Raw genomic sequence first — 18,600 nt, forward strand, 5'->3', positions numbered from 1 at the left:
CGGCGTCTTCGTTGGGCCTCGGGTCCCGCCTTCGGGATCCTGCCGCTCCTCTCCCCCCCGTCACCCAACTCGTGCTGGCCGAAGCCGCCTTCCCGGGCATCTCCGATGACCCGAGCGCCACACCGCTGGCCACTCGCGCGGTCGAAGCCACATGGCACTTCATGTTCAACCGGCTGCCGTCCGTCAACGAAAAGCTTGTCGAGGGACGTGAAGACCTCTACTTCCGCGATCAGTTCGCCGCGAAGGGCGCCACACCCGGCGCCATGCACCCGGACGTCATCGATGTCTACATCGAGGCGCTTCGCCAGCCCGGTGCACTGCACGCCAGCTTCCAGTACTACCGTGCCCTGGATGTGACGATTCTCCAGAATCAGAAGCAGACACTCACCCCTCTGTCGATGCCCGTACTGGCGGTTGGGGGCGCAGCCTTCCGAGGTGCCGGCGTCGCGGACGATGTGCGCCGCATCGCTACCGACGTGAAAAAGCTCGTAATCGAGGGATGCGGGCACTATGTGCCCGAGGAAGCGCCCGACACCTTCGTCTCGGCACTCCTGTCGTTCTTCGCACCTACGGTTTCAACACCGGCCTGACGCCCGGATGGAGCCTCGCCTGCGCTGACCGCAGGCGAGGGCAGACGGCAAGTCCGAGGAACGCTTCTTGGATGCCGTCGCGTCGTTCCCAGCGGATGCGTGGGCGGCGGAAGCCGGGCAGCCGGGCAGCCGGGCGATGGTCTGCTCGACGACGTACCGGAAGATGCGGAGGCCTGTGACGTGCGGCTCGCCCCGCTTCGCGACCACGGGGCACATGCAGGCCGGCCGTGAGCACGGGGCAGACCTGCACCACAAACAACTGGGGCACCACGACGATCTTCCGTCCGGCGCCCGCATGTCGTTGCTGGTGATCCATCCCGGCGGTCGGGGAATGTGGCCGCGCGCCGGAACTGGTCCGCGCGTGGGGCGCAGGCCGTAGACCCCGCAGTAGTGCGCGGGAAGCCGGAGGGAGCCGGCGAGATCGCTACCGAGGGCGGCAGGGGTCAGGTGGAGGGCGACGGCGGCGGGGCCACCGGAGGAACCGCCGGCAGTGCGCTCAGGATCGCCGTCCAGTAACGAACCCGCCCTTGCTCGATCCACTTCCACACGCAGACCTCACAGGGAAATACGGTTCCAGGTGAAGTCCCGTGTGTTGACCCCGTACCGATCGGCATCCGAGTCTCGCCGTACACGGATGCGGCGTCGCCACACCGTCATCATCCGTACTGCAGTCCTGGGAGAGGGAGCGGGCTGGCTAACCTGTTTGACGGAAGGGGAGTGCAAGCGATGGAAGCAGGGCCGATCGGTGGCGGTCAGCGGGACGGGCAGGGTTCGCGGCGTCGGCGGGAGATCGTGGCCGCGGTCCAGCGACTTCTCGGCGAATGGGGCAGCGCCGAGCGGCTGACGATGCGGGCGGTTGCGAAGGAGGTGGGCATCTCCGCTCCGAGCATTTACCTGCACTTCCAGGACAAGACGGAGCTGGTGTGGGCGGCACTGGAGGACCGCTACGGTGAACTGGCCGCCCAGATGGCTGCTGCGGCCCTGGCCTGCGGTGACGCGGATCCGCAGCGTCGGGTCCGGGCGCAGGCACACGCGTACTGCCGGTTCGCCCTGGGCAGTCCGGGCCATTACCGGCTCATGTTCGAGGCGTATCAGCCGGCGGCGGACCCGAGCAGGATCGGCGCCCACCCCGCCCGCCACATCTCTGCCGGTCTGCGCGCCTGCCTGCACAGCTGTGCGGAGAACGGTTTCGGCCTGTCGCTGCCGGTGGAACAGGCCGCGCAGACGCTGTGGGCCGGTCTGCACGGCATGGTCTCGCTGCACCACAGCCTCTATCGCGACGAGTCGTCGGAGGGGCTGGTCCTGCAGCTCGCCGACGGACTGGTCGACTCGCTCGTGACTCGCGCGCCCTGCGTTCCTTTCCGCGTCACGCCCGGATTCGAGACCGAGGCGTCGCACAGGATCAGGGCGCTCAGGAGCGCCCCGGAGCCGGACGGCCCGCAGCCGTAATGGGTGCGCCGCCCCCTCCGCGAGGGGGCGGGCGCCCGGTCGCGCACCCGTGTGCACACTTTCTTCACGCCATCAACAACCCTTTCCTTGGGGCTGGTTGCTGCTCCGCATGTGCGGGAGTACAGTCGCCCCTGAACTAAGTTAGGTGCCTAGGGCAACTATATGGCGCCTGGCCCGCGTCGCCCGTGGCAACGGGCTGGACGGAAGTGGATCCCCCTCATGGACATCTCCATCGACTTCGACAAATGCTGCGGTGCCGGCCAGTGCGTGCTGGCTGCACCGGAGGTCTTCGACCAGCGGGACGAGGACGGCGTCGTGGTCCTGCTTGACGACAACCCGCCGGCCGAGCAGGCCGAGAACGTGCTCCAGGCCGCCGCGGTCTGCCCGGCTGCCGTGATCCAGGTGCGCGTGTGAGTGCCTCGGCCGCCGCTCCGTCGCACATCGCGGTGGTCGGCGCTTCCGCGGCCGGACTGAGCGTCGTAGAAGGACTGCGGCGTGAGGGCTACACCGGATCGCTCACGCTGATCGGTGAGGAGGAGCACCTTCCCTACGACCGGCCGCCGCTGTCCAAGCAGCTGCTGTCCGGCGCCTGGGACACCGACCGGCTCCATCTGCGCGGCGAGGACCACATCGCCACCCTCGACCTCCAGCTACGCCTGGGACAACCGGCCACCGCCCTGGACAGCTCCGCCCGCCGGATCACCCTGGCCGACGGAAGCCTGATCGGTTACGACGCCCTGGTCATCGCCACCGGAACGCGGGCCCGACGGCTACCGGGCACCGAATCGGTGCGCGGGGTGCATGTCCTGCGCACCCTGGAGGACGCGCTCGCGCTGCGCGAGGACCTCGCGGAGCAGCCGCATCTGGTCGTGGTGGGCGGCGGCTTCGTCGGTGCCGAGGCCGCCGCGGTGGCCCGCCACCTGGGCTGCGAGGTCACCCTCGTCACCGACACCGCCCAGCCGATGGGTGACGCCCTCGGTGACGAGTTGGGCGCCCTGCTGCGCACCGTCCACCAGGAACGTGGCGTCCGGATCGAGGCCGGGGCCCGCGTCGACGAGGTCCTCACCGGCGGCGGACGGGCGCACGGGGTGCGCCTCGCCGACGGCCGCACACTGACCGCGGACACCTTCCTGGTCGGTATCGGAGCCGAACCGAACACCGAGTGGCTGGCCGGCAGCGGCGTTCCGGTCGGCAACGGGGTGGAGTGCGACGCCACCCTGTACGCCGGATTCGGGGTGTGGGCGGCGGGTGACGTCGCTTGTTGGCTCAATGCCCGCACGGGTGAACCGTGGCGTATCGAGCACCGCACCAACGCCGCCGAGCAGGGCCTGGCCGTTGCCCGCAACATCCTGGCCGGACCCGAGCGGGCTGTCGCGTTCGACCCGGTGCCCTATGTGTGGTCCGACCAGTACAGCCTGAAGATCCAGATCTACGGCCGGACCCGCGGTGCCGACGAGGTCCGCATCGTCGAAGGCAGCACCGCCGAGCGCAAGTTGGTCGCCCTTTACGCCAGGAACGGCAGGATCTGCGCGGCGGTCGGCATCAACATGGCCCGGGCCCTGCGCGGCTACCGGGAACAGGTCGCCGCGGCGGCCCCCCTTCTCACCGGGAGTGCGGCATGAGTGACACCTTGAGAGCCGGGGTGGTCGGCCTGGGCATGATCGGCGGCGGGGTCGCCGTCAGTCTGGCCCGCAGCGGACGCGTCCCCGCGGTCTACGACGTCCGCCCCGACGCCGCCGCACACCTGTCCGGTGTGCCCGATCCGCTCGGCTCGCCTGCCGAGGTGGCCGAGGTGTCCGATGTCGTGATGGTCGCGGTGGTCAACGCCGACCAGGCCCGTGCGGTCATCGACGGCAAGGACGGCCTGCTGCGGGCAGCCCGGCCTGGCCTCACCGTCGTCCTGCTCGCCACGGTCGCTCTGCGGGTCGTCCACGAGCTGGCCGCGCTCTGCTCCAAGTCCGGTGTGGGCTTCCTCGACTGCGGGGTGACCCCGGGCGACCAGGCCGCGGAGAACGGTATGGTCGCCATCCTCGGCGGCGAGCAGAAGACCGCGGACGCGGCCCTGCCCGTCATCGAGGACTGGGCGAAGCAGGTGGTGCACTGCGGCCCGGCCGGTGCCGGTATGGCCACCAAGATCGCCCGCAACGTCGTCACGTACGGCAGTTGGCGAACGGTCGCCGAAGCCGCGGCCCTGGTCCGCGCCGCGGGCGTGGACCCTGCCCGGCTCGCCGAGGTCATCGACGCGGCCGACCCCGAGGGGCGCACACTGCTGCAACTGTTGCGCATGCAGGACGCCGACGGCGTGCTGCCCGACGCCGTCGGCAGGCAGATCGAACCGTTGATGACCAAGGATCTCGATGCCGCCCGGGACCTCGCCGCCAGTCTTGGCGTCCAGGCGCCCCTCGTCGAGACGGTACGCACCCAGGCCCGCCGCACCCTCCAGTTGGAGGCCGATGTGGCGCCGACCCCGGCACCGGCGAAGGACAGCGCCCACGCGTACGGACTGCACATGATGGACCGGGCGTACGGCCCCGGTTTCAGCAATGCCATCCAGGACGCCGACGACCCCTTCAGTACCGAGACCGTCGACTACCTCTTCGCCCAGGTCTGGGGCCGCGAGGGACTGTCCGTCCGCGACCGTCGGCTGCTCACCCTGGGCGTCGCCGCCACCGTCGCCCGGCCCGAACTCGTGCAGGTCATCGCCAATGGCGCGCTGGTCAACGGCGAGCTGAGCGCGGAGCAGCTCCGCGAGGCCGTCCTGCACCTGGCTGTCTACACCGGCTGGTGCAAGGCCACCGCCACCCACACCGGCGTCACCGCCGCGATCGACGCGCACGGTGCCGCCCAGCCCCCCACCCTCGCGCAGGAGCAGCAGTAATGACCGAGATCCCCGTCCACCAGCCCGTCACCCGCGATCCTGGCGCTCCCCTCGACCCTCCGGCCGAGTACACCGGGCTGAGGGAGGAGCAGCCCATCGTCAAGGTCCGCTTTCCCAACGGCTCGACGGGCTGGCTCGTCACGCGTTTCGAGGAGGGCAGCCAGGTCTTCACCGACCCGCGTCTGAGCGCCCGGCGCCCACGCCACGACACCCCCGAGGGAGAGGTCGCCGAGGCCGGCGAGGACGCCCCCTTCGACGCCGGTTTCGTGATGATGGACGAGCCCGAACACGGCGCCTACCGTCGCCTGCTCACCGCCCGTTTCACCCCCAAGGCCGTGCAGAACAAGCTCCAGCCCTACCTCGACAGAATCGTTGACGAGCACCTGGACGCCATCGCCGCGGGCCCCGAGACCTTCGACTTCGTCCAGGCCATGGCCCTGCCCATTCCCTGCCTGGTGATCTGTGAACTGCTCGGCGTCCCCTACGAGGACCGCGACGGCTTCCACGAGGCCACCGTCGACCTCATGGACATGGCCAAGAGCCGCGCGGAGCGCGACAAGGGCGCCCACTGGCTCGTCGACCACATCACTCAGCTCGTCGCCGACAAGCGCCGCACCGGCGCCCGCGACGGCATCCTCGCCGAACTGATCCACAAGACCGACGGCGACGACGCGGCGCTGACCGAGAAGCAGCTCATCGGCCTGGGCGTGCTGCTGCTGTTCGCCGGACACGACACCACGGCCGCCATGATGGGCCTGTCCACTCTCACCCTGCTCACCCACCACGAGCAGCGCGAGCAGGTGCTGGCCCACCCGGAGAAGGTCAGCACCACGGTCGAGGAGCTGATGCGCTACCTCACCATCGTCCAGTTCGGCCTGGGCCGGGTGGCCAAGGAGGACCTCGAACTCGCGGGCGCGCAGGTGGCGAAGGGCGATCTCGTCGTCGTCGCGATGAACGCCGCCAATCGCGACCCGCGCGCCTTCCAGGACCCCGACACCCTCGACATCGACCGCAAGATGGCCCGCCACATGGGCTTCGGCTACGGCGTCCACGCCTGCCTCGGCCAGAACGTCGCCCGCGCCGAACTCAGGACCGTACTGCCCAAGCTCTTCCAGCGCTTCCCCAACCTGCGGCTCGCCACCCCGCTGGAGGAAGTCCCCATGGACTTCACCGGCACCAACTACGGCGTCCGCAAACTCATGGTCACCCGTTGACCCAGCCCTCCCGGGGCCCGGGCAGCTTTCCCCGGAGCGCCCTGCACCTTCCCCTGATGGGCGGCGCGCTCCGGGGAGCGGTTCCGGCCGCGGCATGACCTCACGTCTTTCGTTAGCGAAGGAGTTTCCCATGACTGTCTCCTCCGAACCCGCCCCCGCCTTCCCCCTGCAGCGTGGCTGCCCCTTCTCCCCGCCCGAGGACGCCACGGCCTTCCGGGAGAGCGGCCGGCCGCACCGGGTGAAGATCTGGGACGGCAGTACTCCCTGGCTGATCACCCGGCACGACCACATTCAGCAACTCCTCGGGGCAGTCGGCACGACCAGTGCGGACGTCACCGACCCCGGCTTCCCCAACACCAGCGACGCCCAACCCGCGGTCGAGGGCAACATCTTCTTCCGCAAGGACGGTGCGGAGCACCTTCAGGTGCGCCGAATCCTCAACGCGGACTTCACCGCCAAGCGTTCCGAAGCGCTGCGCCCGCGCATCGCCGAACTCACCGACCGGCTCCTCGACGACGTGCTCGCCATGGGCGGACCCGTCGACCTCGTCGAGCACTTCGCGCTGGCCCTGCCCACCGTCGTGATCTGCGAAGTCCTTGGCGTCCCCTACGAGGAGAGCCCCACCGTGCACGAGTCCTCGAAGAAGATGGTGCAACTCACCATCGCGCAGGACGAGAAAGTGGCCGCGCACCGCGCGCTGCACGAGCTGTTGGCACGCCACATGGAGGCCAAGCGCTCCCGGCCCGACAACGGACTGCTGTCCCGCCTGGTGAACACCCATGTCGACGAGAAGGGCGATCTGACCTTCGAACAGGCCGTGGGGCTCGGCGTCCTCGTGATCGGCGCCGGGCACGAGACCACAGCCAACATGATCTCCCTGGGCGTCCTCGCCCTCCTGCGCGAACCCGCACAGCGCGACATCCTGCTGTCCGATCCGGCGGCGTATGCCCAGACCGCGGTCGAGGAGATGATGCGCTACTGGAGCATGGTGCAGACCGAACCGCGCCGCGTCCTGACAGAGGACACCGAGGTCGGCGGCGTACTCCTGAAGACCGGCGAGGGCATCATCTGCAACCTGCCCGCCGCCAATCGGGACCCCCTGGTCTTCGCCGACCCCGAACGCCTGGACATCACCCGCAGCGAGCGCAAACACATTGGCTTCGGCTACGGCGTGCACCAGTGCCTGGGCCAGAACCTCTCCCGGGTCGAGATGCAGGTGGCCTGGCCGAAGCTCTTCGAGCGGATCCCGGGCCTGCGGCTCGCCGTCGATCAGAGCGAACTGCACTTCCACGACGACGCCCTCACCTACGGAGTCGAAACCCTGCCGGTGACCTGGTGAACACCCACTACACACCGGGCCCGGCACGCACACCGGGTCCGGACCACTTCGCCCCTCTCGCCACGGCCGGCCGCGTCACGCAGGCCGAAATCATGCGCGTACCGGAGGAGGCAACCGGGAGCGAGCCTGGGTCGCTCAGCGACCTGGCGACCAAGGTCGTCTTCGGTGGCCTCTGGAACAGACCGGGACTGAGTGTCCGCGAGCGGCGCATCATCACGCTCACGGTCCTGGCCACGCTCCAGTCCCATCAGATCGACGGACAATCGCACGTCATGGCCGCCCTGGACCGTGGTGACCTGACCGAGGCCGAACTCCGGGAAATCGCCGTGCAGATCGCCTACTACGCCGGTTGGCCCGTCGCCACCTCCTTCGAATGGACCGTCGACAAGGTCACCGGCACAACATCACCAGTGGAGGACCTGTGAGCGGACGGCTTCAGGGCAGGCGCGCGATCGTGGTCGGCGGTGGCCAGACCCCTGGCGCCACCACCGGCAACGGCCGCGCGGTCGCCCTCACCCTCGCCCGCGAGGGCGCGCAGGTCCTGGTCGTCGACCGGGACCTGGACTCGGCCGAGGAGAGCGCCGAACTGATCCGCAAGGAAGGGGGCACGGCGACCGCTCACCGGGCCGACATCACCGTCGAGGACGACTGTGCGGGCATTCTCGACGCGGCTCTCGCGGCCCTGGGACACGTCGACGTGCTGCACAACAACGTCGGAGTCGTCCCCGCCGGCCGCACCGAGGACCTCGACGCCCAGACATGGCGTCAGGGCTTCGAAGTCAACCTCACCGGCATGTGGTTGACCTGCAAGGCGGTCCTGCCCCACATGCGCAAGCGTAGGAGCGGCGCGGTCGTCAACATCTCCTCCATGGCCGGCCTGCTCGCCGGCGGCGAGGCGATCGCCTACTCCACATCCAAGGCCGCGGTACACGCAATGACCCGCAGCCTGGCACTGGAGTACGCACCCCACGGAATCCGGATCAACTGCATCGCCCCCGGCATGATGGACACCCCCATGGGCGTCGACGCCCCGGCCAGAGCGGGAGGCGCCTCCCGCGAGGACGTGGCCGCCAAGCGGGCCGCACTGGTGCCGATGGGGCATCAGGGCACGAGCTGGGACGTTGCCAACGCTGCCCTGTTCCTGGCCTCTCAGGAGGCCGCCTTCATCACTGGCACGGTGCTCGCGGTGGACGGCGGGTTCACCCTGACCTCGCGCATGAGTTAGGGGCCCTCTTCGCTTCTCCAACGAAGGTCAGCGAGGTCGGAAGACCGGGCACGGCTGCGCATGCGTCGTCCGACTTCACGAAAGCCCCAGAGCGCCGGCCGCGTCTGACCGCGTGGAGGGTTCGGGGCAGGGCACAGGGGGCATGCGGACTGCACGGCGGTGCGGGTGTGCCGCGGTGGGTCCGGGTTCGGCCCGGGGAGAGGGGGAGTCGGCGTGCAAGAGCAGTCGTCCGTCGAGTTGGCCAAGATGTGGTCGTCGGGCACGGGAGCGACCGTGTTCGTCATCGTCTTCGTCGTCTTCGCCGTGATCCTGGTGACGCTGCTGATACGGCGCGGGAAGCGGTGACACGTCGGCGATCCGTGACGAGCAGGTGGGGCCGGCCCTCGGACGGAGCCGGCCCCGGCTGCTCAGGTGGTGGGGGTCAGCACTCCCCGCGCCAGACCACCTTCGTCACTGCCACGCCTTCCGCGAAGCTCAGCTTGTAGGGGTACGGGTCGGGGCCGGGGTTGTAGTGCAGGCACTCCTCGTAGGTGCCGCCGTTGTAGGTCCAGGTCAGCTGGACGTGGTCGGCCTCGGGGTAGGGGATGCCGTTGTTGAAGACGGATCTCGCCGGGACGTTGCCGGTCCAGTTGTCCTTGGTCTTGAGCAGGAGCTGTCCGCTCTGGCCCTCGCCCGCGTACATGCAGAAGTACTCCTTCTCGCAATTGGGCGGGTTCGGCTCCGCCGCAGCCGCCGGGGCCAGGGCGAGCGACGCGGCGAAGAGCGCGGAAACGGCGACGGGCACCGTGGCGAGGGCGCGGAGGTGCGGGGACATGCGGGCTCCTGGTGTGGTGGTGGTTGCGGTGGCGCGGGGGCATGGATTCCGCTTGTGAGCGGTGGGGTGGCCGCGCCGAGTACGTGAACGCCTTCACGATGCTGGTGGAGGAATGCGTTCCGGGGGGCCGATCCCGCCTTTCTCCGGGGCGCAGGCTTCTCGCTCCGTACCAGGTCAGGGCGTTGTGTTCGGGTGGGGCAGACTGAGGGCCTGTTGGGGTTTGGCGTGTTCCTGACGACATGGAAAGCGATTCCGGGGGAACGGCGCCGAGTTGACCGAGGGGTCGGTGTCACTTTGAGGGACATCGGTGACCACAAGGGTCACACTTCCTTCATCTTGGGGACGAAGTGTCAGCCTCACGTACCTCGCGTACCTCACCTACCTCACGTGCCTCCCGTGCATCCCGCGCCTCGCGCAGATCCCGCTCATCCGGCAGACCCTCGACGGCCGGAGCCCGCGCCCGTGTGCTCGCCGTCGCCACCCTCACCCTCGCGCTCGGCGCGTCCGTGCTGAGTCCGGCGTTCGCGGCGCCGCCCCCGCCGCCGCCCGGCGGCTCGCACTGGGGCGACCGCGGCCGGGCCGCGATGCCGCCCGTACGGGCCGGTGTCACCGTGCCGCCCCGCTCGATACCGTCCGACCCCCAGCCGGGCGGCATCGCGCGGTACGTCCCCCGCGACCAGGGCGACGTGCCCTGGCACCGGATATCCAACTTCCGTATCACCGACTCCCTTGTCGGCAGGGTCAGTTACTCCACCGGTAACCTCATGCTCGCCGCCACCGACTTCGACGTGAGCGGCGTCGGCCAGTCCCTTCGCCTCACCCGTACGTACAACTCCTTCGACGCGCCCGACGGGCAGGTGTCCGCGCCGTGGTGGCTGGGGTACGAACGGAGCCTGGATCTCAGCTTCACCGGCATGGTCCTGCTCTACGACGAGTCCGGCGCGACCGTGGAGTACACCGCCAACGCGGACGGCTCGCTGGCCACCCCCGCCGGGTACTCGAAGGACCTGGTGAAGAACGCCGACGGCACGTACACCCTCACCGACCGCAAGTCCGGCACCGCAGACACGTACGACGCCAACGGCAGGCTCACGAAGATCACCGACCGCAACAAGGGTGAGATCACCGTCGCCGCGCACACCGCCGACGGCTCCGACACCGGGTTCAAGGTCACCGAGACCCGCTCCGGGCGCTGGGTCGACCTGGTGCGCACCACCGCCGTCCACTGGCAGGCCACCGACCACACCGGCCGGAGCGTCGGCTACGACCTCGACGCCGCACACGGCAACGTCGTGCGCACCACGGACAGCGAGGGCAAGGCGACCCGCTTCGGGTACGACGCCGACGGCCGCCTGGTCAAGGTGACGACGCCGGAGAACCGCTCCACCTCCTTCACCTACGACGCGCAGGACCGGGTCACCTCGATCCGGCGTCACGCGGAGGGCAGCACCGGCGGACCGACCTACACGTACACCTACAGCGCGCCGCAGGCGACCGACGCGGGGACGACCAAGGTCGCCGACCCTCTCGGGCACACCACCACCTACGACCACAACGCCGACGGCGAGGTCACCAACGTCCTCGACGGCCTCGGCCACACGCGCTCCACGACGTACCAGAACCACCAGGTGCAGACCGCCACCGACGCCATGGGCACCGGCAGCGGCGGTATGGGCGGCAACGTCACCACCTACGGCTGGGACGCCCGCAACAACCCGACGTCGGCCAAGCTGCCCACCGGTGCGACCGCCACCGGGAGCTGGCAGACCGTCGCCGGCACCGAGCGGCAGAAGAGCAGCACCGGCGCGGACGGGCAGAAGAGCGACTACGCGTACGACGCGGCGGGCAACACCACCTCGGTGGCCACCCTGGGAAGCGGTGGCGCGACCGTCACCTTCACCTACAACGAGGCCGCCCCCACCTGCGGCGGCTTCCAGGGCCAGCGCTGCACTGCCACCGACGGCAACGGCAAGAAGACCTCGTTCCGCTACGACACGAGCGGCAACCTGCAGAGCGTCACACCGCCCGCCCCGCTCGGCGTCACCCGCTACACCTACGACGCGCTGGGACGCACCGCGACGGCGACCGACCCCCGCGGGGTCAAGACGCTGTACACGTACGACAGGCGCGACCGCGTCACCAAGGTCGACACGTCCGGCTACGCCACGGTCACCTACACCTACGACGGCGACGGCAACATGTCCTCGCGCACGGACGCGACCGGTGAGCAGAGCTACCAGTTCGACGCGCTGAGCCGCGAGACCATCCGTACCCTCCAGGACGGCTCGCAGACGGTGCTGGCCTACACCGCCGACGGCGACGTCGACACCTACACCGACCCCGGCGGCGTCACGGACTACGCGTGGGACGCGGCCGGGCGGCTCTCCTCGCTGGTCGACCCGCAGAACAAGAAGACGACCTACGAGTACAACAACAACGACGAGCGCACCAAAACCACCTACCCGGGCGGCACGGTGCAGAGCCAGAAGCTCGACAACTCGGGGCGCCCCGAGAACATCCGGGCGATCGCCCCTTCCGGGGTCGTCCTGAGCGACCTCTCCTACACCTACGGGTACGTCGCAGGCGGCGAGTCGCTGGACGGCACCAAGGTCCGCTCCCGCACGGACAACCTCACCAAGGCGCGCACGGCGTACTCCTACGACGACACCGGCCGGGTCTCCCTCGGCGCGGAGACCAAGTCCTCGGGCGTCCGCACGTCCTGGCAGTACTGCTTCGACCCGGCCGGCAACCTCACCTCGCAGGGCGACGCGCCCGGCTGCCGGGCGGCCACCCAGTACACGTACAACGACGCCTCCCAGCTCAACGCCAAGAACGGCGTCACGACGGGCTGGTCGTACGACAAGGCGGGCAACGAGACGTCGGGCGCGCCCACTGCCGAGAGCGCCCGCAGCGGGGAGAAGTACACCGACTTCCACCAGCTGAGGTCGGTGACGGTGGGCGCCACCACCTACACGGGGGCCTACGCGAGCACCGACAGCAGTGAGCGCACCAGGTTCGGCGACACCGTCTTCCACAACGGCCCGCTGGGGCTCTCCGGCCAGACGGTCGGCACCAAGGACACCGAGTTCATCCGCGAGCCGGGCGGCACCCTCAACTCGGCCCGTACGGGCGGCAGGAGCTACTACTACCTGACCGACGCGCTGGGCTCCGTCATCGGCCTGGTGGACGAGGCGGGCAAGCGGGTCAACACCTACCTCTACACGCCGACCGGTGTCGCCAGGACCGGCACCACCGAGACCGTGCCGCAGCCGTACCGGTTCGCGGGCGGTTACCAGGATCCGACCGGGCTCTACCACTACGGCGCCCGCTACTACGACCCGGTGCTCGGCCGGTTCACCCAGCCCGACCCCTCGGGCCAGGAGAAGAACCCGTATCTGTACGCCGAGGGCGACCCGTTGAACCGGATCGACCCGTCCGGCCTGGTGACGAGTTCCCTCAAGGGTGAGCTCTGCTACGGCATCTGCATCGGGATCGGCGGCAAGACGGACGGCAACGAGATCAAACCGACCCTCAGCTTCGGCTTCGGCTCGCCCGGCGCGAGCCTGGGCCTCGGCGCCGACACCGGGGACATGGACAGCGGCGGCCAGGTGGGGGCCTCCTGCGGCTTCGGCACCGGCAGTGTCACCGCCGCGACGAACGGGGAGGGCGTGGACGTCGGGGTCGAGACGGGCGGCAGCACCGGCAAGTGCTCGGCCACCGCGGAGTACACCTTCTAGGGGTCCGTTTGCAGAGGTCCGTCGAACGGTGTCCGTCCGCCCGCTCCCCGGCGTGTGCGGGCGGACACCTCTTTCCCGGGAGGACGAGGTGTGTTCTCGTAGGGGCGATCATCTGTGCGTGCGCGAACGAGGGGGACACGATGGCTGCGGGATCCGGACAGCTACTGGCCATCAGCGACCTGCACATCGGTTACGCCGAGAACCGGGCGCTGGTGGAGGAGATGGTGCCCGGCTCCGAGGACGACTGGCTGCTGGTGGCCGGTGACGTCGCCGAGACGGTGGCCGACATCCGGTGGGCCCTCGAAACTCTGGCCGGCCGCTTCCGCAAGGTCGTCTGGGCCCCGGGCAACCACGAACTGTGGACCCACCCGAAGGACACCGTCACCCTGCGGGGCGTTGAGCGCTACCAGCATCTGGTGGAGATGTGCCGGGAGTTGGGAGTGCTCACCCCGGAAGACCCCTACCCCGTGTGGGAGGGTCCCGGCGGCCCGGTCGCCGTCGCCCCGCTGTTCCTGCTGTACGACTACAGCTTCCTGCCGGCCGGCTGCACCACCAAGGACGAGGGGCTCGCCCACGCACACGGGACGGGCGTCGTCTGCAACGACGAGTACCTGCTGCACCCCGACCCCTATCCGAGCCGTGAGGCCTGGTGCAGGGACCGGGTCGCGGAGACCGAGCGCCGGCTGGCGGCGCTGCCCGAGGACCTGCCGACCGTGCTCGTCAACCACTACCCGCTGGACCGTCATCCCATGGACGTCCTGTGGTATCCGGAGTTCGCCATGTGGTGCGGCACCCGGCTCACCGCCGACTGGCACCGCAGGTTCCGGGTGTCCGCCATGGTGTACGGCCATCTCCACATCCCCAGGACCACCTGGCACGAGGGAGTCCGCTTCGAGGAGGTGTCGGTGGGCTATCCCCGCGAGTGGCGCTCGCGCCCCGCACCGCCCGGCCGGCTGCGCCGCATCCTGCCCGCCGACGGGAGCGGGCGGTGAGCGGCGGCACTCGGGTCAGGCGGCGAACCGGTGGTTGCCGGTGAGTGACCACACGGCGGTGATCCGGCCGTCCGTGACGGCGAACATGTCGATGCCGCTCTTGACGACGACGGTTTCGCCGTCGGCGTGGCTCTCGCTCCACCGGCAGGCGATCTCGCCACGCTCGGAGTCGACCAGCGGTGCGGCCTCGGCGGCGAAGGTCAGGCCGGTGAAGGCCCGGCTGTTGGCGGCGATGAACGCGGTCAGTTCGTCCTGACCGAAGGTGTGGGCGGAGCCGGTGCCGTCGAAGTCGTCCGCGAAGTACAGCCGGAAGCCCGGGGCGAGGATCTTCTCGGCGAGGGCGACATCGCCGTTCCAGAGCGCCGCCCAGCTGTCCACCAGTCGGTTTCCGGCGTCCCTGGTCAGCGGTGCGCGGTCGGTGAGGGGGGCCGTCGTCTCAGACATGGGTGCCTTCCGTGGTCGGTACGTGCTCCCCCAGCCTCCGGGCCCGGGGCGACAGCCCCCTGTCGGTGTTTGGCCCGGCCGGCGGTGGCTCAAGCGAAACCGTAGAGGTCGTCGAGTGAGACTCGACCGCCGCCCGAGGTGTCCAGTCCGGCGAGGTCGACCGCCCGGGGCTCCACCACCTCTTCGAGTACCCGCACCTCGCGGATGCGGTCGAGCCGGAAGGCCCGCACGGCGCGGTTGTGCCGGCACCAACCGACGAAGTGCCAGGGGTCGCCCTCCATGAAACCCAGGGGCTCGACGGTGCCTTCGCCGACCTCGCCCTGCGCGTCGGCGTGGCGCAGGAGCAGCAGCCGACGGGCCGAGAGCGCCTCGCACAGGGTGTGCGGGAGCGCGGACGGCTGGGCGGGCCGTGCGTCGAGCCGGATCCGGGCGGCGAGCTCGCGCGCGGTTTGCCGTTCACGCTGCGGCATGACGGCGCACACCTTGTGCAACGCCGAGCGGGCGTCCGCGGCGAACGGCGTCCCGCTCAGCCGGTGCGCGGCGACGGCCAGGGCAGCCGCCTCGGCGGGGGTGAGGGTCAGGGGCGGCAGCGTGTGGTCCTTGTCCACCACGTATCCGCCGCTGCGGCCGGTTTCGGCGTAGAGCGGCACCCCGGACTGCTGCAGGGCGTTGAGGTCGCGCTCGACGGTGCGGGTGCTGACGCCGAATCGTTCGGCGAGCCACCGGGCGCTGCGGGGCCGCGGCGAGACCGCGCGCAACTCTTCCACCAGTGCGTACAGACGCTCGGTACGGTTCACAGCCAAGGACCGTAGCCGATGCCGAGCCACCGGGGGCCGCCTTTCGGACCCCGATGCCGCGCCGCCGGGTGCCGCCTTCGGACCCGATGCCGCGCCGTCGAGCGCCGGCCTCGGAGCCGATTCCGGGGCGCCGGGTGCCGGCCTCGGTCCCGGTGCCGGGCGCCGGTACGGGCACGAATTCGCCGTCCCACTGCGCGTGCGGGTGGGCGCTCCTATGCTGCTGACACCGAGCAGGTCACGACCTGGGGGGGTCATTTCTGATGAGGGCAGCGGGCAGGGGCACGTCAGTGGTGAAGTCGGGGGTGAGGCGTCTCGTGAGGCATGCGGGCTTCGACATCGTGCGCAGCACCAACAACCTCGCGGGCGTCGACGACTTCATTCCGTTCGAGGCGACGATGCGGGCGGCGCGGGCGTCCGGCCTGTCGGTCGGGGACCACATCGACGGGGTGATGAACGGGACGCCGGGCGCCACCCGCTCCACCGTCGAACAGCTGCGCGCACTCGGCGTGTTCGCCGGCGGGCTCGACACGGTGCTGGAGATCGGCCCCGGCTCCGGCAGGTACCTGGAGAGGACGCTGGAGGAGTGCGCACCGGCCCGTTACGAGATCTACGAGACGGCGGCGCCCTGGGCGGACTACCTGGTGGACACCTTCGGCGCGTCCGGTGTGGTCGCGCGACCGACCGAGGGTTGCAGTCTCGCCCCTACGGCCGACGGGAGCGTCGACCTCGTTCAGGCCCACAAGGTCTTCAACACGGTGACCTTCCTCTGTGCCTCCCGCTACTTCTTCGAGATGGCGCGCGTCACCCGGCCCGGTGGCCGGATCGTCTTCGACGTGATGACGGAGACCTGTCTCGATCCGGCCGCGGTACGCACCTGGGCGACCCGGGGCGGCGCGGGCCACGGCTCCTTTCCGTCGGCCCTGCCCCGCCGGACGTGCGTGGACCTCTTCGCGACGCTCGGCTGCGATCTGACGGGAAGTTTCCTGGCGCCCCTGGGGGTCGCCTCCACAGAAGTGCTCGTGTTCACCAAGAGGGCCTGACCCCCGGGCGGCTTCGGCGGGCCCGCCGCACCCGTCGGCGCAGCCCACGAAGCCGCAGCTCACACCGCGTGTCGTGACCGCCGTCTGCCGTCGGCCGGTGGCCGCGCCAAGGCGCCATCCTCAAAGGTTGGTCACGAATTTCACACATCCTCTCTGCAACCTCGCCTCGATGGTCTAGATTGACCGTGCTTCAGCCGTTCGGGCACGAAGAGACCATTAATGATCAAGAAGAAGCCATTAATGATCATTAGGTCTGGTCGACCCGGGGGAAGCGTCTGAGGTTCGACGGGTCCGCGCACCACGCAGGTTCGGCAGGGAAGTTGGGCTCCCGTGCCGCCGAGGTGTGTTGTCCCGCGTGGCACCGAACTGGAACCGGCACAGGAACAGCGCGGCGCGGAGGCGGGGGCCTCACGCGGGGAAGATCCAGTGCGGGGGCCGGGGGGCCTCCCGGGGGGAGAGGAAGCGGTGTTAGGCGAGCGCGTCGAACCACTGGCGACCTGGGGGATTCCGTGCAGCAAGGGGATTTAGTCAGCCCGTTTCCGTCGGCGCGCGGGCGCTCGGCGAATGCGGTGATCAGCCGGCCCGCGAGTGACTGGGAGCAGCGGTACCGCCGTACCGTGATCATTAGCGACACCGTGACCACCGCCGTCGTGGCGGCGACCATCGGCAATGTCTTCGGAGCCAGGGACGCGGCCAACTGGCACGAGAAATGGATCATCCTCGCCTTCGGCACCGAACTGCTGGTGCTGGGAGCGCTGGCGGTGAGCCGCTCCTGGGCTCCCGCCGTACTCGGCCAGGGCGCCGAGGAGTTCCGCCGGCTCGGGCGCTCGCTGTTCATGGCGACCGTGGTCCTGGCGCTCGGCGGCATCGCTCTCGCCTCGCGCAACATCAAGCTCTGGATCTTCGTCGCGATGCCCGCGCTCGCGCTGCTCACCATGATCGCGCGGTATCTGCTGCGCGTCTGGCTGCACAAGCAACGCAAGGAAGGGCGGTGTCTGCGCCCGGTGCTGGCCGCCGGGAGTCTGGAGACCGTGCGCGACCTGATCGCCAGGACCCGAAGATTCCCGCACCTCGGCTGGCGGGTGGACGCCGTGTGCACGACGGACGGCCGCGGCCTCGACGGCGACCGGCTGGACGGGGTGCCGGTCGTCGGACAGCTCACGGACGTGGCGGGTCACGTCCGCCGCGACGGCTACCGCGTGGTTGCCCTCACCTCCGACCCGCACTGGTCGCCCGACCGGTTGCAGCGGCTGGCCTGGAACCTCGAAGGCAGTGACGCCGAGATGGTCGTGGCGCCCGTACTGATGGAGGTGGCCGGCCCGCGGCTGCACGTGGACGCGGTGCTCGGCATACCGCTGTTGCGGGTGAGCATGCCCGCCTTCACCGGGGGCCACCGGGTGGTGAAGACGGTCGTCGACCGGACGGGAGCGGCGGTCCTGTTGCTGCTGCTGGCGCCCCTGCTGCTGCTCGTCGGGCTGCTCGTGCTCGTGGACAGCCGGGGCGGCGCGGTCTACCGACAGCGCAGGGTCGGCAAGGACGGCTGCGAGTTCACCATCTTCAAGTTCCGCACCATGGTCGCCGGTGCGCACGACGCGCGGGCCGAACTGGCCGGCCTGAACGAGGGCGCGGGACTGCTGTTCAAACTGCGGCGTGATCCGCGGGTGACCCGGGTGGGTGCGGTGCTGCGCCGGTACTCGCTCGACGAGCTGCCGCAGCTGTTCAACGTACTCACCGGATCGATGTCGCTCGTGGGGCCGCGGCCTCCGTTGCCCGAGGAGTCCGCGGCGTACGGCCCGGACATCCGTCGGCGGCTGCTGGTCAAACCCGGGCTCACCGGGCTGTGGCAGATCAGCGGACGCAGCGACCTGCCCTGGGAGGAGGCGGTCCGGCTCGACCTGCGGTACGTGGAGGACTGGTCGCTCGCCCTGGACGCGGTGATCTTGTGGAAGACACTGCGTGCGGTGCTGCACGGGCAAGGGGCGTACTGATGCGCGGGGGCGGCCGCGTGGCCGCTCCCCCGGGGTCGCCGGTGGGTGGGGGCGTACTGATGCGCGGGGGCGGCCGTCCGGCCGGCGCGCGGA

Annotated in this window: 17 protein-coding genes and 1 pseudogene; 14 read left to right on the forward strand and 4 right to left on the reverse strand. The window is 70.0% G+C overall.

Annotated elements, in window-relative coordinates; all coding sequences use genetic code 11:
• The first annotated feature begins 71 nt into the window (after window positions 1-71).
• Window positions 72-590 carry an alpha/beta fold hydrolase gene (locus ACIQM4_RS28965; RefSeq protein WP_401597539.1) on the forward strand — a complete coding sequence of 173 codons (519 nt, stop codon included), beginning with the start codon at window positions 72-74 and terminating at the stop codon, window positions 588-590.
• 294 nt (window positions 591-884) lie between these two features.
• Here the strand turns inward: ACIQM4_RS28965 and ACIQM4_RS28970 are convergent.
• Window positions 885-1,094: pseudogene (locus ACIQM4_RS28970) on the reverse strand (amidase family protein); the annotation flags it as partial.
• A 222-nt stretch (window positions 1,095-1,316) separates the two neighbouring features.
• On the opposite strand from ACIQM4_RS28970, the gene ACIQM4_RS28975 reads away from it, so the two are divergent.
• The 9 genes from ACIQM4_RS28975 (at window position 1,317) to ACIQM4_RS29015 (ending at window position 9,040) form a co-directional block, all read left to right on the forward strand.
• The gene (locus ACIQM4_RS28975; RefSeq protein WP_401597542.1) at window positions 1,317-2,039 is read left to right on the forward strand and encodes a TetR/AcrR family transcriptional regulator; all 723 of its coding nucleotides are present in this window, start codon (window positions 1,317-1,319) and stop codon (window positions 2,037-2,039) included.
• A gap of 219 nt (window positions 2,040-2,258) precedes the next feature.
• Window positions 2,259-2,453, forward strand: a complete 195-nt coding sequence (locus ACIQM4_RS28980) for a ferredoxin (protein ID WP_384780206.1) — start codon at window positions 2,259-2,261, stop codon at window positions 2,451-2,453.
• Window positions 2,450-3,661 carry an NAD(P)/FAD-dependent oxidoreductase gene (locus tag ACIQM4_RS28985; protein WP_401597545.1) on the forward strand — a complete coding sequence of 404 codons (1,212 nt, stop codon included), beginning with the start codon at window positions 2,450-2,452 and terminating at the stop codon, window positions 3,659-3,661. Before ACIQM4_RS28980 ends, ACIQM4_RS28985 begins: the two co-directional genes overlap by 4 nt.
• Entirely contained in the window at window positions 3,658-4,917 is a 1,260-nt protein-coding gene (locus ACIQM4_RS28990; protein WP_401597547.1) for an NAD(P)-binding domain-containing protein, read from the forward strand. Before ACIQM4_RS28985 ends, ACIQM4_RS28990 begins: the two co-directional genes overlap by 4 nt.
• Window positions 4,917-6,131 carry a cytochrome P450 gene (locus tag ACIQM4_RS28995; protein ID WP_401597550.1) on the forward strand — a complete coding sequence of 405 codons (1,215 nt, stop codon included), beginning with the start codon at window positions 4,917-4,919 and terminating at the stop codon, window positions 6,129-6,131. The genes ACIQM4_RS28990 and ACIQM4_RS28995 overlap by 1 nt, the downstream gene beginning before the upstream one ends.
• 130 nt (window positions 6,132-6,261) lie before the next feature.
• Entirely contained in the window at window positions 6,262-7,470 is a 1,209-nt protein-coding gene (locus ACIQM4_RS29000; protein ID WP_401597553.1) for a cytochrome P450, read from the forward strand.
• The gene (locus tag ACIQM4_RS29005; protein WP_401597556.1) at window positions 7,467-7,895 is read left to right on the forward strand and encodes a carboxymuconolactone decarboxylase family protein; all 429 of its coding nucleotides are present in this window, start codon (window positions 7,467-7,469) and stop codon (window positions 7,893-7,895) included. Before ACIQM4_RS29000 ends, ACIQM4_RS29005 begins: the two co-directional genes overlap by 4 nt.
• Window positions 7,892-8,695 carry an SDR family NAD(P)-dependent oxidoreductase gene (locus ACIQM4_RS29010; protein WP_401597558.1) on the forward strand — a complete coding sequence of 268 codons (804 nt, stop codon included), beginning with the start codon at window positions 7,892-7,894 and terminating at the stop codon, window positions 8,693-8,695. The genes ACIQM4_RS29005 and ACIQM4_RS29010 overlap by 4 nt, the downstream gene beginning before the upstream one ends.
• Before the next feature lie 213 nt (window positions 8,696-8,908).
• Window positions 8,909-9,040 carry a hypothetical protein gene (locus ACIQM4_RS29015; RefSeq protein WP_401597560.1) on the forward strand — a complete coding sequence of 44 codons (132 nt, stop codon included), beginning with the start codon at window positions 8,909-8,911 and terminating at the stop codon, window positions 9,038-9,040.
• 76 nt (window positions 9,041-9,116) lie between these two features.
• Here ACIQM4_RS29015 and ACIQM4_RS29020 read toward each other — a convergent pair whose 3' ends face one another.
• On the reverse strand, window positions 9,117-9,509 hold the full coding sequence (locus tag ACIQM4_RS29020) for a peptidase inhibitor family I36 protein (protein WP_401597562.1): 393 nt from the start codon (window positions 9,507-9,509) through the stop codon (window positions 9,117-9,119).
• Between the two features lie 584 nt (window positions 9,510-10,093).
• Between ACIQM4_RS29020 and ACIQM4_RS29025 the strand changes: the two genes are divergently transcribed.
• Entirely contained in the window at window positions 10,094-13,246 is a 3,153-nt protein-coding gene (locus tag ACIQM4_RS29025) for an RHS repeat-associated core domain-containing protein (protein ID WP_401597971.1), read from the forward strand.
• A 140-nt stretch (window positions 13,247-13,386) separates the two neighbouring features.
• Window positions 13,387-14,238, forward strand: a complete 852-nt coding sequence (locus tag ACIQM4_RS29030; RefSeq protein WP_401597565.1) for a metallophosphoesterase family protein — start codon at window positions 13,387-13,389, stop codon at window positions 14,236-14,238.
• 15 nt (window positions 14,239-14,253) lie between these two features.
• Here the strand turns inward: ACIQM4_RS29030 and ACIQM4_RS29035 are convergent, their stop codons facing one another.
• The gene (locus ACIQM4_RS29035) at window positions 14,254-14,682 is read right to left on the reverse strand and encodes a nuclear transport factor 2 family protein (RefSeq protein WP_401597568.1); all 429 of its coding nucleotides are present in this window, start codon (window positions 14,680-14,682) and stop codon (window positions 14,254-14,256) included.
• Window positions 14,683-14,771: 89 nt separating this feature from the next.
• On the reverse strand, window positions 14,772-15,479 hold the full coding sequence (locus tag ACIQM4_RS29040) for a helix-turn-helix transcriptional regulator (protein WP_401597570.1): 708 nt from the start codon (window positions 15,477-15,479) through the stop codon (window positions 14,772-14,774).
• Between the two features lie 314 nt (window positions 15,480-15,793).
• Between ACIQM4_RS29040 and ACIQM4_RS29045 the strand changes: the two genes are divergently transcribed.
• Window positions 15,794-16,519, forward strand: coding sequence for a methyltransferase domain-containing protein (locus tag ACIQM4_RS29045; RefSeq protein ID WP_401597573.1), 726 nt, complete (start codon window positions 15,794-15,796; stop codon window positions 16,517-16,519).
• Between the two features lie 509 nt (window positions 16,520-17,028).
• Window positions 17,029-18,507, forward strand: coding sequence for a sugar transferase (locus ACIQM4_RS29050; protein WP_401597576.1), 1,479 nt, complete (start codon window positions 17,029-17,031; stop codon window positions 18,505-18,507).
• Window positions 18,508-18,600: the final 93 nt, after the last annotated feature.

Origin of the sequence: Streptomyces sp. NPDC091272, from assembly GCF_044757485.1 — a bacterium.
In the GTDB taxonomy this organism is placed as follows: domain Bacteria; phylum Actinomycetota; class Actinomycetes; order Streptomycetales; family Streptomycetaceae; genus Streptomyces.